The sequence below is a fragment of the Streptomyces sp. SID12501 genome, from assembly GCF_010550245.1.
In the GTDB taxonomy this organism is placed as follows: domain Bacteria; phylum Actinomycetota; class Actinomycetes; order Streptomycetales; family Streptomycetaceae; genus Streptomyces.
Genome location: NZ_JAAGLU010000014.1, coordinates 44,980 through 59,147 on the forward strand (window position 1 = coordinate 44,980; position 14,168 = coordinate 59,147).

Here is a 14,168-nt window from a genome sequence, read left to right on the forward strand (position 1 = left end):
ACGCGCGCACCATCGTCCGCACGCCCCCGCCACGCATTCCATGTGACACAGCTCACCTACAGGGAGTGGCGGGGCTCACCCGTAGGTGTCACCGGGACCAACGCTCCCGGGCGCCCGCAACGGGCCGAAACGGCGGGCCGGACCATGGGGGCCGAGCACCTTGATCAGCCGCACCCTGCCCTGCCCGAGATCCTCGTTCAGGCGTGCGACCAGCTGCGGCGCGAGCAGCCGCACGTTCGTCGCCCAGGCCGTCGAGTCGCAGCGCACGGTCAGCACCCGCTCGTCCTCGTCGTACGACTCCGGCTCGCAGTGCTTGGCCAGGTCCTCGCCGACGATCTCCGGCCAGCGGCCCATCACCCCGCCCACCGCGGCCGGCGCCTCCCACCCGCGCTCCGTCACCAGCCGGTTGATCGCCGCCCCGAGCGCCATGGGATCACGTCCGTCACGACCCGACCCGGACCGCAGACCACCCCCACGCCGCGACTGCTTCTTCTGCCGGGCCGCGTCCCCACGCGCGCGTGCCGCCTCTTTCGCCGCCCTGAGCGCCACCCGCGCGAGATCCACCCCGGAGGGCTCGGGGACAGGTTTGGGGGATTCGTCCGGGGTTCCCCCCGACAAGCGTTCCTGGGCATTCATACGCGCTCCACCGCCCCGTCCGACACCGAGTACCGCGCCCCCGCCAGTACGTGCGGTACGTCGTCGTCGACCGCGGCCGTCACCAGCACCTGCTCACCGGGCGCCACCAGCTCGGCCAGCCGCTCCCGGCGCCGGGTGTCCAGCTCAGCGAACACGTCGTCGAGCACCAGCACCGGCTCATTGCCCTCGGCCCGCAACAGGTCGTACGAGGCCAGCCGCAGCGCCAGCGCGTACGACCACGACTCGCCGTGGGACGCGTACCCCTTGGCGGGCAGCTGCCCGAGTTTGAGATGCAGATCGTCCCGATGAGGCCCCACGAGGGTGACGCCCCGCTCGATCTCCTGCTTGCGCACCTCGGCCAGGGCCCCCATCAGCTGCTCGTACAGCTCCTCACGCCCGTGTGCCTCACCCGGCGCCGACGGCTTGTACTCCAGGGCGAGCGGACCACCGCCCGGCGCCAGCTGCTCGTACGCCTTGTCGGCCAGCGGCTGGATCGACGCGATCAGATCGAGCCGCTGGGCCAGCAGCTCGGCGCCCACGCGCGCGAGATGCTGGTCCCACACGTCGAGCGTCGAAAGGTCCATCGTGCGACCGCCGTGCCGCCGGGCCAGCGCCGCCGACTTGAGGAGCGTGTTGCGCTGCTTGAGGACCCGGTCGTAGTCGGAGCGCACGCCCGCCATCCGCGGGGAGCGCAGGGTGATCAGCTCGTCGAGGAACCGCCGCCGCTCACCCGGGTCACCCTTCACCAGGGCGAGATCCTCCGGCGCGAACAGCACCGTCCGTACGATCCCCAGTACGTCACGAGGTCTGACCTGCGACGACCTGTTGATGCGGGCGCGGTTCGCCCGGCCGGGGTTCAGCTCCAGCTCGACCAGCTGCTGCCGCTCGCCCTGCTTGACCTGCGCCCGGATGATCGCCCGGTCGGCGCCCATGCGGACCAGGGGCGCGTCCGAGGAGACCCGGTGGCTGCCCAGCGTGGCGAGATAGCCGACCGCCTCCACGAGGTTGGTCTTGCCCTGGCCGTTGGGGCCCACGAACGCGGTGACGCCCGGTTCGAGCGGGACCTCGACCCCGGCGTACGAACGGAAGTCGGCCAGCGACAGATGCGTGACGTGCATGGTCGTTCGCCGACCTCCCCCGGACTCGCGGACCGCTGAGCGGACCTGTGGACTACTTCGACTCGACCGCGTGGCCGCCGAACTGGTTGCGCAGCGCCGCGATCATCTTCATCTGCGGGGAGTCGTCCTGCCGGGACGCGAACCGCGCGAACAGGGACGCCGTGATCGCGGGCAGCGGCACGGAGTGGTCGATCGCGGCCTCCACGGTCCAGCGGCCCTCCCCGGAGTCCGCGGCGAACCCGCGCAGCCTGTCCAGGTGTTCGTCCTCGTCAAGGGCGTTGACGGCCAGGTCGAGCAGCCAGGAGCGGATGACGGTGCCCTCCTGCCAGGACCGGAAGACCTCGCGCACGTCCGTGACGGAGTCGACCTTCTCCAGCAGCTCCCAGCCCTCTGCGTAGGCCTGCATCATCGCGTACTCGATGCCGTTGTGGACCATCTTCGAGAAGTGCCCGGCACCCACCTTGCCCGCGTGCACCGCGCCGAACTCGCCCTTGGGCCTGAGGGCCTCGAAGACCGGCTCCACCTTGGCGATGTGCTCGGCGTCGCCCCCGTACATCAGCGCATAGCCGTTCTCCAGGCCCCAGACGCCGCCGGAGACACCGCAGTCGACGAAACCGATGCCCTTGGCCGCCAGCTCCCCGGCGTGCTTCTCGTCGTCCGTCCAGCGCGAGTTGCCGCCGTCCACGACGACGTCACCGGGCTCCAGCAGCTCGGCCAGCTCGTCGATGGTGGACTGGGTCGGGGCGCCGGCCGGGACCATCACCCACACCACCCGCGGGGCGCTGAGCCCGTCCACAAGCTCCTTGAGGCTGTGCACATCGGCGACGTCCGGGTTGCGGTCGTATCCGATGACGGTGAGACCTGCGCGGCGGATCCGCTCGCGCATGTTGCCGCCCATCTTGCCGAGGCCGACGAGACCGAGCTCCATCAGTTGTTCCTTAGGTTGCGACGTGGCATGAGGGCACTCCTGTTGCTCGTGCCCACGTCCGAGCCTAAACCCGGACTCTCATGCACACCTGTGGGCATACGCGCTCAAACGTATGCCCCCACCTGCGGTGTTTCCGTCGGAGGCGATCAGCCGTTCGAAAGGGCTCAGCCGCTGAGGCGAACCGGCATGATCAGGTACTTGTACGCCTCGTCCGCCTCGGCGTCGACGGCCGGCCTGCCGCTGAGCAGCGCGGGCTTCGTGGACGTCGTGAAGGAGAGCTGGGCGACCGGGGAGTCGATGGCGCTCAGGCCGTCCAGCAGGAACGTCGGGTTGAAGGCGATCGAGACGTCGTCGCCCTCAAGCTGGGCGTCGACCCTCTCCACAGCCTGTGCGTCGTCGCTGGAACCGGCCTCCAGGATGAGCACGCCCTGCTCGAAGCTGAGCCGCACCGGGGTGTTCCGCTCGGCCACCAGGGCCACACGCTTGACGGCCTCCACGAAGGGGGCGGTCTCGATCACGGCGATGGAGTTGAACTCCGTCGGGAACAGCGAGCGGTACTTCGGGAGGTCGCCCTCCAGCAGACGCGTCGTCGTGCGACGGCCGGCGCCCTCGAAACCGATGAGACCCTCACCGGCTCCCGAGCCGGACAGCGCCAGGATCACGCTGTCGCCGCTCGTGAGCGCCTTGGCGGTGTCCAGGAGCGTCTTGGCGGGCACCAGGGCCACCGCGGACGCCTCCGGGTCCTCCGGCTTCCACAGGAACTCGCGGACCGCGAAGCGGTAGCGGTCGGTCGAGGCCAGCGTCACCCTGTCGCCCTCGATCTCGATGCGCACACCGGTGAGGACGGGCAGCGTGTCGTCACGGCCGGCCGCGATGGCCACCTGGGCGGCGGCGGAGGCGAAGACCTCACCGGGCACCGTGCCGGTCGCGGTCGGCATCTGCGGCAGCGCCGGGTACTCCTCCACAGGCAGGGTGTGGAGGGTGAAGCGGGAGGAGCCGCACACCACCGTCGCCCGTACACCGTCTGTGGAGATCTCCACCGGGCGGTTGGGAAGGGCGCGGCAGATGTCGGCGAGGAGCCGGCCCGACACCAGGACCGTGCCCTCCTCCTCGACCTCGGCCTCGACCGACACCCGCGCGGAGACCTCGTAGTCGAAGCTCGACAGGCTCAGCTGGCCTTCCTCGGCCTTCAGCAGGAGTCCGGCGAGGACAGGGGCCGGTGGACGGGCCGGGAGGCTGCGCGCCGCCCAGGCAACTGCCTCCGCGAGTACGTCGCGTTCCACCCGGATCTTCACTGTTGCCGCCTCCTGCTGTTGCCGGCGCTTCTCGGCCTGCCTGGCTTCGTCGTCTGTCTCGGTGTCGTCGGTCCCTGTGCTGGGAAGGACACCGGGGAACAGTCTGACGCACAGCACTGACAGTAGGTGCCTCTCGGGTCAAGTCGTGACGAGGGGCAGCCGGGCTCCCGAGAGCGAGTTGTGCACAGGACCCACTTCGAAACGGATATCCAGCTCTCTCAAGTTGTCAGTAGTAGTAGGGGCTGTGGATACCGTGGATAACCCCGTTTTCGCAGCTCAGGCGGCAAATTTTGTCCACTGGCCCTGTGGGTGGAGGCGGTGGATAACCAGGCCCCTCTGTGGAGAACAGAAAGTTCTGCACACTCCATGCACAGGCGGGGGGTACTTCTCCCCAGCGCCGTCCCCAGCTTTACCCACGTTTCCCACAGCCCAACCAGACAGCTCGATGTGACGCCTTTCACTCGACGTGGTGAGCAGGCGCGTTGTGTTGCCGAACAGTGGACAGAGGTGTGGAGAAGTCGGTGATCGCTGGGGACAACAGGCCGCAGCCTGTGGGCCGCCGGTGGACAACTCCGTGCACAGCCTGTGGATCATTTCTTTGTCCACAGGCTGTGGACATCTTTTGTCCACCAATCCACAACCACCTGACCTGGCCTGATGGTCTATCACCAGCCTGGCCTGTGGACACAGTCTGGACAACTTCTGGGTCCCCAGGGTGTGGACGCGAAAAAGTCACCGAATCTGTGGAGGGTGGCCGTAACCCGGCGCGCGTTCGAACAGTGGGTTGCGGTACGGCAACGGCCGACACGAGCAAAACCGGCGGAGGAAGCGTCCGGCACCCCTGGGGGAGCTGCCGGAGAACGTCGAAGGCGCCCCCGGACACGTTCCGGGGGCGCCTTCGGTGCTGTGGCCGCGCTGCTGTCAGCCGTTCTTGATGCGGTTGGTCAGCTCGGTGACCTGGTTGTAGATGGAGCGTCGTTCGGCCATCAGAGCGCGGATCTTGCGGTCGGCATGCATGACGGTCGTATGGTCGCGGCCACCGAACTGCGCGCCGATCTTCGGCAGCGAGAGGTCCGTGAGCTCGCGGCACAGGTACATGGCGATCTGGCGGGCCGTGACCAGCTGACGGCCGCGTGAGCTGCCGCAGAGGTCCTCGACCGTGAGGCCGAAGTAGTCGGCGGTCGCCGCCATGATGGCCGGAGCGGTGATCTCGGGAGTCGAGTCCTCGCCGCCCGGGATCAGGTCCTTGAGGACGATCTCCGTGAGGCCGAGGTCCACCGGCTGCCGGTTGAGCGACGCGAACGCCGTCACCCGGATCAGCGCGCCCTCCAGCTCGCGGATGTTGCGCGAGATGCGGGAGGCGATGAACTCCAGGACCTCCGGCGGGGCGTTGAGCTGCTCCTGGACCGCCTTCTTACGGAGGATGGCGATCCGCGTCTCCAGCTCGGGCGGCTGGACGTCGGTGATCAGGCCCCACTCGAAGCGGTTCCGCAGCCGGTCCTCCAGTGTGACCAGCTGCTTCGGCGGGCGGTCGCTGGACAGCACGATCTGCTTGTTGGCGTTGTGGAGCGTGTTGAAGGTGTGGAAGAACTCCTCCTGCGTCGACTCCTTGTCCGCGAGGAACTGGATGTCGTCGACGAGCAGGATGTCCATCTCGCGGTAGCGCTTGCGGAAGCTGTCGCCCTTGCCGTCGCGGATGGAGTTGATGAACTCGTTGGTGAACTCCTCCGAGCTCACATATCGCACGCGCGTGCCGGGGTAGAGACTGCGCGCGTAGTGCCCGATGGCGTGCAGCAGGTGTGTCTTGCCGAGTCCCGACTCCCCATAGATGAAGAGAGGGTTGTACGCCTTCGCGGGTGCCTCGGCGACGGCGACGGCCGCCGCGTGGGCGAAACGGTTCGACGCCCCGATGACGAACGTGTCGAACAGGTATTTGGGGTTGAGGCGTGCGGTCGGCTCGCCGGGGCCCGGTGCCGGGGTCTGCCGCGAAGCCGGCGAGCCGGGTGCGCCGCCGCCGGGACGCACGGCGCCTCCGGGGCCGCCCCGGTGCTCGTGACCGCCGTTCGACGGGGAGTCCGACAGGTCGCGGCGGCCGGCGCGCTGCTCGTACTCCGAGCGCGGCTGTCCGTAGTCGCCGCGCTGCTGCTCGTAGTCGGAACGCTGCTGTTCGTACGGTGAGCGGTCGCGCGGTGGCTGCGGGCGGTAGTCCGAGGACGGTGACGCGTACGGGTCGCGCTCCGGGAAGCCGAGCCGGGGCTGCTGCCAGCCGTAGTCGTCCTGGGTCGGCCGGGGCCAGGCGCCGGGATCGGGGCGCTGGTACTCGGACGGGTAGGCGGGGCGGGCGGTGGGGAGCTGGTCCGCGTGGGAGGGCTGCTGGCCGTCGCGCGTCTGGGAGTGGTCGTCGGCGCGGTGGCGGCCGTATCCCTGGTACGGGTCGCGGGCCGGCGGGAGATCGGGCTCCTCGTAGCGCGACTGCGGCGGGGCGGAGGGCGCGGGCTGCTCGCCGACGGAGTCGTCCACGGTGATCGCGATACGGATCGGCCGGCCGCACTCGCGGCTGAGTGTCTCGCTGACGATCGGCGCCAGGCGGCCTTCCAGCACGCCTTTCGCAAATTCGTTCGGTACGGCGAGCAGTGCGGTGTCCGCGACCAGGGCCAGCGGCTGGCAGCGCCTGATCCAGCGCTCGTCCTTCACCTCGACGCCCTGTCCGCGGCCCTCACCGAGGAGATGTTCCAGCACTCGTGGCCACACTGCGGCAAGATCGGCAGGTACGTCAGCCACAGGGCACGCTCTCTCACGGGTCCCACGAACGTGTGGTTCTGGGACGTATCGGGATGTACTTCGGGTCGGACGGGCGGTAGGGAGTCCGGCCACGGTAGTCAGGGCGACGGGTGCGGTTCAAGTTGTTGTCCCCAGGCTGTGGATAGTGTCTCGCCCGGGGTGCTGGTTTGACCGGATGGCGTAGCCCCGCGTACCGTGACCAGGTCGAGTTGTCGATGGCTGCTGCCGCCTGCCTCCGATGGGCATAGATCACGTATGAGTGCTCCTACCAGGGCATTCTTCAGTGATCGGGAGCGGTGCAATCGGGCGTAAGCGAGCTACTCGTGGGCGCACGGTGACAGCCAAGACGGCACCCCGGTATCTACCGATTCTTTCTGGAGCCCCCGAGTGAGCAAGCGCACCTTCCAGCCGAACAACCGTCGCCGCGCCAAGACCCACGGCTTCCGCCTGCGGATGCGTACCCGTGCCGGTCGCGCGATTCTCGCGAACCGCCGTGGCAAGGGTCGCGCGAGCCTGTCCGCCTGATCCTGATCAGGTCATGACGTCGTGCTGCCTACCGAGCATCGGCTGAGGCGGCGCGAGGAATTCGCGACCGCGGTACGACGGGGCCGCCGGGCCGGCCGTCCGCTCCTCGTCGTCCATCTTCGTAGCGGTGCCACGGACCCGCACGCGCCTGGGGAGAGCGCTCCCCCGACGCGTGCGGGTTTCGTCGTCAGCAAGGCAGTCGGCGGCGCGGTCGTCCGCAACAAGGTGAAGCGCAGGCTTCGCCACCTGATGCGCGACCGAGTCGCCGGGCTGCCCCCCGGTAGCCTGGTAGTCGTACGAGCGTTGCCCGGTGCGGGCGACGCCGACCATGCACAGCTGGCCCGAGACCTGGACGCCGCTCTGCAGCGGCTGCTGGGAGGGGGCGCGCGATGAAGTACCCGCTACTGGCTCTGATCAAGCTGTACCAGTGGACGATCAGTCCGCTGCTCGGGCCCGTGTGCAAGTACTACCCGTCGTGCTCCCACTACGGCCATACGGCCATCGACCGCCACGGTGCGGTCAAGGGGACGGCACTGACCGCCTGGCGCATCCTGCGGTGCAACCCGTGGTCGCTCGGCGGTGTGGACCATGTCCCGCCGCGCAAGCGTCCGCGGTGGCACGAAATGCTGCGCAACACCTGGCATGCACGCAAGGGCGGGACCTCCGCCGCCGGCGCGGCCATCGAGGGACAGAATCCTTCGAGTCCGGCCGCCGAGACCCCGTCCCATGTCCAAGGAGCATGATTAGTGGACACGATTGCCAGCATTTTCAGCTTCATCACGACACCCGTTTCCTGGGTCATCGTCCAGTTCCACAGTGTGTACGGCGCGATCTTCGGCCCCGACACCGGCTGGGCCTGGGGCTTGTCCATCGTGTCCCTGGTGATCTTGATCCGCATCTGCCTGATCCCGCTCTTCGTGAAGCAGATCAAGGCGACCCGGGCCATGCAGACGCTGCAGCCCGAGATGAAGAAGATCCAGGAGCGCTTCAAGAACGACAAGCAGCGCCAGTCCGAAGAGATGATGAAGCTGTACAAGGAGACGGGCACCAACCCGCTCTCCTCGTGCCTTCCCATCCTGGCGCAGTCCCCGTTCTTCTTCGCCCTGTACCACGTGCTCAACGGCATCGCGTCGGGCGACAAGATCGGCGTCATCAACGCCGAGCTGCTGGAGAGTGCGCGGAAGGCGCACATCTTCGGCGCTCCGCTGGCCGCGAAGTTCACCGAGAGCGCGTCGAAGGTGGAGGCGCTCGGTGCCTCGATCATGGACGTCCGCGTCGTCACCGCCATCATGATCGTCCTGATGTCGGGGTCGCAGTTCTACACACAGCGCCAGCTGATGACGAAGAACGTCGACACCACGGTGAAGACACCGTTCATGCAGCAGCAGAAGATGCTGATGTACGTCTTCCCGGTCATGTTCGCCGTCTTCGGCATCAACTTCCCGGTCGGTGTCCTCGTCTACTGGCTGACCACCAACGTGTGGACCATGGGCCAGCAGATGTACGTCATCCGCAACAACCCGACCCCGGGCAGCAAGGCGCAGGCCACTCACCTGGAGCGCCTCCACAAGCACGTCACGCAGCACGGCAAGACCCGCAGCCGTGGTGAGCGCGCCATCGTGAAGGCCATCGTCTCCAAGGGCCGAGACCGCAACGAGTTCGAGCGCAAGTTCATCAACGGCCTGAACAAGGCGGGCCTCGCGGCTCAGCCCGACGGCACGGTGACGAAGGGCGTGAACCCGGAGATCGCCGAGACCGAGGACGGTACGCCCGCTGGCGCCACCGCCAAGCGCCAGCAGCCCAAGCGCCAGAGCAAGTCCCAGCGTCAGTCGGGCACCAGGGCGGCAGGCGGTGCCGAGTCGGACACCTCCACGGTGTCACTGAGCAAGTCCGACGAGCCCGCCGACGCCAAGCCGGCCGTAGGAGCCGCCAAGCAGACGTCCGGTACCCGCAGCAAGGCCCAGTCCGGACAGCGCAAGGGTCCGCAGCGCCCCAAGTCCCCGTCCAAGAAGTAAGAAGGAGTCCATCCCGTGACGGAAGGCACCACCACCTCCGCCGCAGCCGAGGGTGTAGACACCCTGTCCCGCCTGGAGCAGGAGGGCGAGATCGCGGCGGACTACCTCGAGGGTCTGCTTGACATCGCCGACCTCGACGGCGACATCGACATGGACGTCGAGGCCGACCGGGCCGCTGTCTCGATCATCAGCGACGCGGGCGGCCGAGATCTGCAGAAGCTGGTCGGCCGGGACGGCGAGGTACTGGAGGCCCTCCAGGAACTCACGCGCCTGGCCGTGCACCGGGAGACCGGGGACCGCAGCCGGCTGATGCTCGACATCGCGGGCTACCGCGCCAAGAAGCGTGAGGAGCTCTCGGAGCTGGGTGCCAAGACCGCGGCCGAGGTCAAGAGCTCCGGCGAGCCCGTCAAGATGAAGGCGATGACCCCGTTCGAGCGCAAGGTCGTGCACGACGCGGTGAAGGCCGCGGGCCTGCGCAGCGAGTCCGAGGGCGAGGAGCCCCAGCGCTTCGTCGTCGTCCTTCCCGCCTGATCGGTACGTAGGTCCCTCCGGCCCCGTCTGTTGCGCAGACGGGGCCGAACTTTGTCAGCCTGTAGTTCCCGGCAGCTGTCGGCCTCCTGTTCGCCCATATGCGGTCCTCGACAGCTCCAGTCCCTGTAGTCCTGGTGATCAGCGCCCAGTGCGCTCATGCGGTACGGAAGGACGGTCCCCGTGACGGAGGCAGCGGAGCTCCCCCCGGCGCCCGAGCAGGCGCGCGAGGTGTTCGGCGATCGCTTCGCGGACGCGGTCCGATACGCGGAACTCCTCGCTGAGGCGGGTGTGCAGCGTGGTCTGATCGGCCCGCGTGAGGTGCCCCGCCTGTGGGAGCGGCACCTGTTGAACTGTGCGGTGCTCTCCGAGGTCGTGCCGGAGAACGTGACGGTGTGCGATGTCGGTTCGGGCGCCGGCCTGCCCGGCATTCCCCTGGCACTGGTCCGGGAGGACCTGAAGATCACACTGCTCGAACCGCTGCTGCGCCGGACCAACTTCCTCAGCGAAGTCGTCGAGCTGCTGGGCCTGGACCATGTGACGGTCGTCCGTGGCCGCGCGGAAGAGGTCATGGGGACGCTCCAGCCGGTCCACGTGGTGACGGCACGTGCCGTGGCCCCGCTGGACCGGCTGGCCACCTGGGGCATTCCTCTGCTGCGTCCGTACGGGGAGATGCTCGCGCTCAAGGGGGACACCGCCGAGGAGGAGCTGAAGGCTTCGGCCACCGCGTTGAGCAAGCTCGGGGCGGTCGAGACATCCATCCTGCATGTGGGTGAGGGCCTGGTGGACCCGCTGTCGACCGTCGTGCGGGTTGTGGTCGGGGAGAGTCCCGGCGGAGTGCGGTTCGCGGCGAAGCGGGCCAAGGCTGCCCGGACGGGACGGGTGCGACGTCGGCGCTGATCTTCAGGTTCGTTGATCCGTCCTGACGACGAGACGTACTCCACACAAGCTGCCTAACCTATACATCTCGGAGTGTCGCGCGGCCAGAGAGCTCACAGCTGGGCATCTTGTTTCACGTGAAACGTCGCTCACTGCTGCACGGCATCATCAGCCGCGGCCGGGCCGCGGCCGCACCCCGCGACCGAAAGCCTCCCGGTTCACCCGGAGAGGTAACGGAGTTGTCCACAGAGGTGGATTTCTCCACAGAACACCAGGCCTCACTGGTTCACGACCCCGAAGACATGGCAGGCTCTGTTCATTGCGAGCCTGAAGTCGAGGAGAGTGAATCCTTGCGGTCCAACGCCAACATCGCGGGACCGATGACCGATCCGGTCCCCGGTCCCCGAACCGAGTCGATTGGGGAGGATGTTTCACGTGAAACACCGCCCCCGATGGACGACACTCCCATCGGTCGTGCTGCCCAATTGGCGGTGGAGGCTCTGGGGCGGGCCGGCGAAGGCCTGCCTCGGCCGGAGCGGACGCGCGTCATGGTGGTCGCCAACCAGAAAGGCGGAGTGGGGAAGACGACGACAACCGTCAACCTCGCCGCCTCGCTCGCCCTGCACGGGGCTCGCGTCCTGGTCGTGGACCTCGATCCTCAGGGCAACGCTTCCACGGCGCTGGGGATCGACCATCACGCCGATGTTCCATCCATCTATGACGTGCTGATCGACAGCAGGCCACTCTCGGAAGTCGTTCAGCCGGTCTCCGACGTCGAGGGCCTCTTCTGCGCACCCGCCACCATCGATCTCGCCGGTGCGGAGATCGAGCTGGTGTCACTGGTGGCACGAGAGAGCCGGCTCGAGCGAGCGATCCAGGCGTATGAGCAGCCCCTGGACTACATCCTCATCGACTGCCCGCCCTCGCTCGGTCTGCTGACGGTCAACGCTTTGGTCGCCGGCGCCGAGGTGCTCATCCCCATCCAGTGCGAGTACTACGCGCTGGAAGGCCTGGGCCAGCTGCTGCGCAACGTCGATCTGGTGCGGGCCCACCTCAACCGCGACCTTCAAGTAACGACGATCCTGCTCACCATGTACGACGGCCGGACGCGCCTCGCGTCCCAGGTCGCGGACGAGGTGCGCAACCACTTCGGCGACGAGGTGCTGCGGACGAGCATTCCGCGCTCGGTCCGAATCTCCGAGGCGCCGAGCTACGGACAGACGGTGCTCACCTACGATCCAGGATCGAGTGGGGCCCTGTCCTACCTTGAGGCGGCCCGGGAAATCGCGCTGAAGGGTGTCGGCGTCAGTTATGACGCGCAGCACGCCCACATCGGCGCACAGAGCGAACAGAGCATCGTGGAGGGTATTCAGTGAGCGAGCGACGGAGGGGGTTGGGCCGTGGTCTCGGCGCACTGATCCCAGCTGCACCGACCGGAGACAGGCCGATGCCACCGGCGATGGGGGGTACCGCCTCCACCTCACCGGCGGCGGTCCCCGTACTTACGGCCGAGCGCGGAGTGGCCTCGGCGAGGGTGGCCACGCTGCCGCCTGTTTCACGTGAAACAGAGGATGCCTCCTCGAACGAGTTCAACGAATTCGGGGAGGTCCCGGCGCCTCCCATCGGTGCCCACTTCGCCGAGCTGCCCATCGACTTCATCACGCCGAACCCACGACAGCCGCGTGATGTGTTCGACGAGGACGCGCTGGCGGAGCTGGTCACCTCCATCAAGGAGGTCGGTCTCCTTCAACCTGTCGTCGTACGGCAGGTGGGTGCCACCAGCTACGAGCTCATCATGGGCGAGCGGCGCTGGAGGGCCTGCCGTGAAGCGGGCCTTGAGGCGATTCCGGCGATCGTGCGAGCCACGGAGGACGAGAAGCTCCTCCTGGACGCGCTGCTGGAGAACCTCCACAGGGCTCAGCTGAACCCGCTGGAAGAGGCGGCGGCCTACGACCAGTTGCTCAAGGACTTCCACTGCACGCACGATCAGCTGGCGGACCGGATCGGCCGTTCCCGGCCGCAGGTCTCCAACACCCTGCGTCTGCTGAAGCTCTCGCCGCCGGTCCAGCGCCGTGTCGCCGCCGGAGTCCTCTCCGCCGGGCACGCCCGGGCGCTCCTCTCCGTGGACGACTCGGAGGAGCAGGACCGGCTGGCTCACCGGATCGTGGCCGAGGGGCTCTCGGTCCGGGCCGTCGAGGAGATCGTGACCCTGATGGGCTCGCGGCCTACGGCGGCTACGAGGTCCAAGGGGCCACGGGCCGGTGCCCTGGTGTCTCCGGCCCTGACCGATCTGGCAGGTCGTCTCTCGGACCGCTTCGAGACACGGGTGAAGGTCGACCTCGGCCAGAAGAAGGGCAAGATCACCGTCGAGTTCGCGTCGATGGAAGACCTTGAGCGCATCCTCAGCTCTCTCGCCCCGGGCGAGGGTCCGGTTCTTCAGAAAAGTCTTCTGGACGATGACTCCGAGGATTCGGAGGACTGAGACCTCCGACGGTCGGAGCGGGCCGTGTCCGGTGCACACCGGACACGGCCCGCTCTTTGCTTACAGGCGGTATCGATGCGATCGCTTCGTGGATACGATGCGTTCGGGATGGCGGATCCACCTGGCAGCACCTCTGAGTTGGAGAGGCGGGAGCCATGCGAACGGTGAGCCGCACCGGACTGGTGAGCGCAGGTCTGGGACTGGGCGCCGTCGGCGGGTTCGTCGGCAGTCTGCTCAGGGAACGGAGTGCTCTGACAGCCGCTCGCGACGCTGCGGGCGAAGGAAGCGAGGAACAGCCTTCATGGGGCGTCGGCTCGTACCGCTCACGCTGGACAACCTTCAGGACCTTCCCAAGCGCTGTCGCACGTGTGTCTTCTGGGAACTGGATCCCGTCAGCGGAGAAGCCGCGCTGAAAGCGGGGACATCCGCGCTGGAAAAGGAAGCGTGGATCTCGGCCGTTCTGCTCGAATGGGGTTCCTGCGGCCGTGTCGTCTATGTCGACGCCAACCCGGTGGGGTTCGTGCTCTACGCCCCTCCGGCTTACGTTCCCCGGTCCACGGCGTTCTCCACGAGTCCGGTCTCGCCGGACGCGGTGCAGTTGATGACCGCCTTCATCATGCCGGGCTACCAGGGGCAGGGACTGGGGCGCGTGATGGTGCAGACAGTCGCCAAGGACCTTCTGCGCCGGGGCTTCAAGGCGATCGAGGCTTTCGGGGACGCCCGTTGGAAGGAGACGGCCTGTGTGCTTCCAGCGGACCATCTCCTGGCTGTGGGCTTCAAGACGGTGCGGCCCCATCCCCTGCATCCTCGGCTTCGCCTGGAACTGCGGACGACGCTCTCCTGGAAGGAAGACATGGAGCTGGCGCTCGACCGGCTGCTGGGAGGAGTACAGAAGGAGCCGGCACTTCGGCCGCTCTGAGGACTGAGGCAAAGAGAGTGGGCCGACCCGAAAGGGTCGGCCCACTCATGTTTCACGTGAAA

At 67.8% G+C, this 14,168-nt stretch carries 14 protein-coding genes; 9 read left to right on the plus strand and 5 right to left on the minus strand.

What is annotated here, in order from left to right:
- Positions 1 to 75: 75 nt before the first annotated feature.
- The 5 genes from G3I71_RS18320 to dnaA form a co-directional block, all read right to left on the minus strand.
- Complete coding sequence (locus G3I71_RS18320) at positions 76 to 636, minus strand: DUF721 domain-containing protein (protein WP_164315872.1); 561 nt, start codon at positions 634 to 636, stop codon at positions 76 to 78.
- Positions 633 to 1,754: a DNA replication/repair protein RecF gene (gene recF / locus G3I71_RS18325; protein WP_164315873.1), complete on the minus strand. Its 1,122-nt coding sequence runs from the start codon at positions 1,752 to 1,754 to the stop codon at positions 633 to 635. Before recF ends, G3I71_RS18320 begins: the two co-directional genes overlap by 4 nt.
- Before the next feature lie 52 nt (positions 1,755 to 1,806).
- Positions 1,807 to 2,682: a phosphogluconate dehydrogenase (NAD(+)-dependent, decarboxylating) gene (gene gnd / locus G3I71_RS18330; protein ID WP_164315874.1), complete on the minus strand. Its 876-nt coding sequence runs from the start codon at positions 2,680 to 2,682 to the stop codon at positions 1,807 to 1,809.
- A gap of 164 nt (positions 2,683 to 2,846) precedes the next feature.
- Positions 2,847 to 3,977: a DNA polymerase III subunit beta gene (dnaN, locus tag G3I71_RS18335; protein WP_164316021.1), complete on the minus strand. Its 1,131-nt coding sequence runs from the start codon at positions 3,975 to 3,977 to the stop codon at positions 2,847 to 2,849.
- A gap of 921 nt (positions 3,978 to 4,898) precedes the next feature.
- Complete coding sequence (dnaA, locus tag G3I71_RS18340) at positions 4,899 to 6,758, minus strand: chromosomal replication initiator protein DnaA (protein WP_164315875.1); 1,860 nt, start codon at positions 6,756 to 6,758, stop codon at positions 4,899 to 4,901.
- A 387-nt stretch (positions 6,759 to 7,145) separates the two neighbouring features.
- Here dnaA and rpmH point away from each other — a divergent pair, with 387 nt between their 5' ends.
- The 9 genes from rpmH to G3I71_RS18385 all read left to right on the plus strand — a co-directional run bounded on the left by rpmH (position 7,146) and on the right by G3I71_RS18385 (position 14,106).
- Positions 7,146 to 7,283: a 50S ribosomal protein L34 gene (gene rpmH / locus G3I71_RS18345; RefSeq protein WP_006381191.1), complete on the plus strand. Its 138-nt coding sequence runs from the start codon at positions 7,146 to 7,148 to the stop codon at positions 7,281 to 7,283.
- Positions 7,284 to 7,304: 21 nt separating this feature from the next.
- Positions 7,305 to 7,676 (plus strand): ribonuclease P protein component, encoded by a 372-nt coding sequence (gene rnpA, locus G3I71_RS18350; RefSeq protein ID WP_164315876.1) that lies wholly within the window; start codon positions 7,305 to 7,307, stop codon positions 7,674 to 7,676.
- Complete coding sequence (yidD, locus tag G3I71_RS18355) at positions 7,673 to 8,026, plus strand: membrane protein insertion efficiency factor YidD (protein ID WP_164315877.1); 354 nt, start codon at positions 7,673 to 7,675, stop codon at positions 8,024 to 8,026. Before rnpA ends, yidD begins: the two co-directional genes overlap by 4 nt.
- Positions 8,027 to 8,029: 3 nt before the next feature.
- Positions 8,030 to 9,298 carry a membrane protein insertase YidC gene (gene yidC, locus G3I71_RS18360; protein ID WP_164315878.1) on the plus strand — a complete coding sequence of 423 codons (1,269 nt, stop codon included), beginning with the start codon at positions 8,030 to 8,032 and terminating at the stop codon, positions 9,296 to 9,298.
- A gap of 15 nt (positions 9,299 to 9,313) precedes the next feature.
- Entirely contained in the window at positions 9,314 to 9,829 is a 516-nt protein-coding gene (locus G3I71_RS18365; protein WP_164315879.1) for a R3H domain-containing nucleic acid-binding protein, read from the plus strand.
- A 180-nt stretch (positions 9,830 to 10,009) separates the two neighbouring features.
- Complete coding sequence (gene rsmG, locus G3I71_RS18370) at positions 10,010 to 10,726, plus strand: 16S rRNA (guanine(527)-N(7))-methyltransferase RsmG (RefSeq protein WP_164315880.1); 717 nt, start codon at positions 10,010 to 10,012, stop codon at positions 10,724 to 10,726.
- A 281-nt stretch (positions 10,727 to 11,007) separates the two neighbouring features.
- Positions 11,008 to 12,081 (plus strand): AAA family ATPase, encoded by a 1,074-nt coding sequence (locus G3I71_RS18375; RefSeq protein WP_164316022.1) that lies wholly within the window; start codon positions 11,008 to 11,010, stop codon positions 12,079 to 12,081.
- Complete coding sequence (locus G3I71_RS18380; protein ID WP_164315881.1) at positions 12,078 to 13,187, plus strand: ParB/RepB/Spo0J family partition protein; 1,110 nt, start codon at positions 12,078 to 12,080, stop codon at positions 13,185 to 13,187. Before G3I71_RS18375 ends, G3I71_RS18380 begins: the two co-directional genes overlap by 4 nt.
- 301 nt (positions 13,188 to 13,488) lie before the next feature.
- On the plus strand, positions 13,489 to 14,106 hold the full coding sequence (locus G3I71_RS18385; protein WP_164315882.1) for a GNAT family N-acetyltransferase: 618 nt from the start codon (positions 13,489 to 13,491) through the stop codon (positions 14,104 to 14,106).
- Positions 14,107 to 14,168 lie beyond the last annotated feature (62 nt).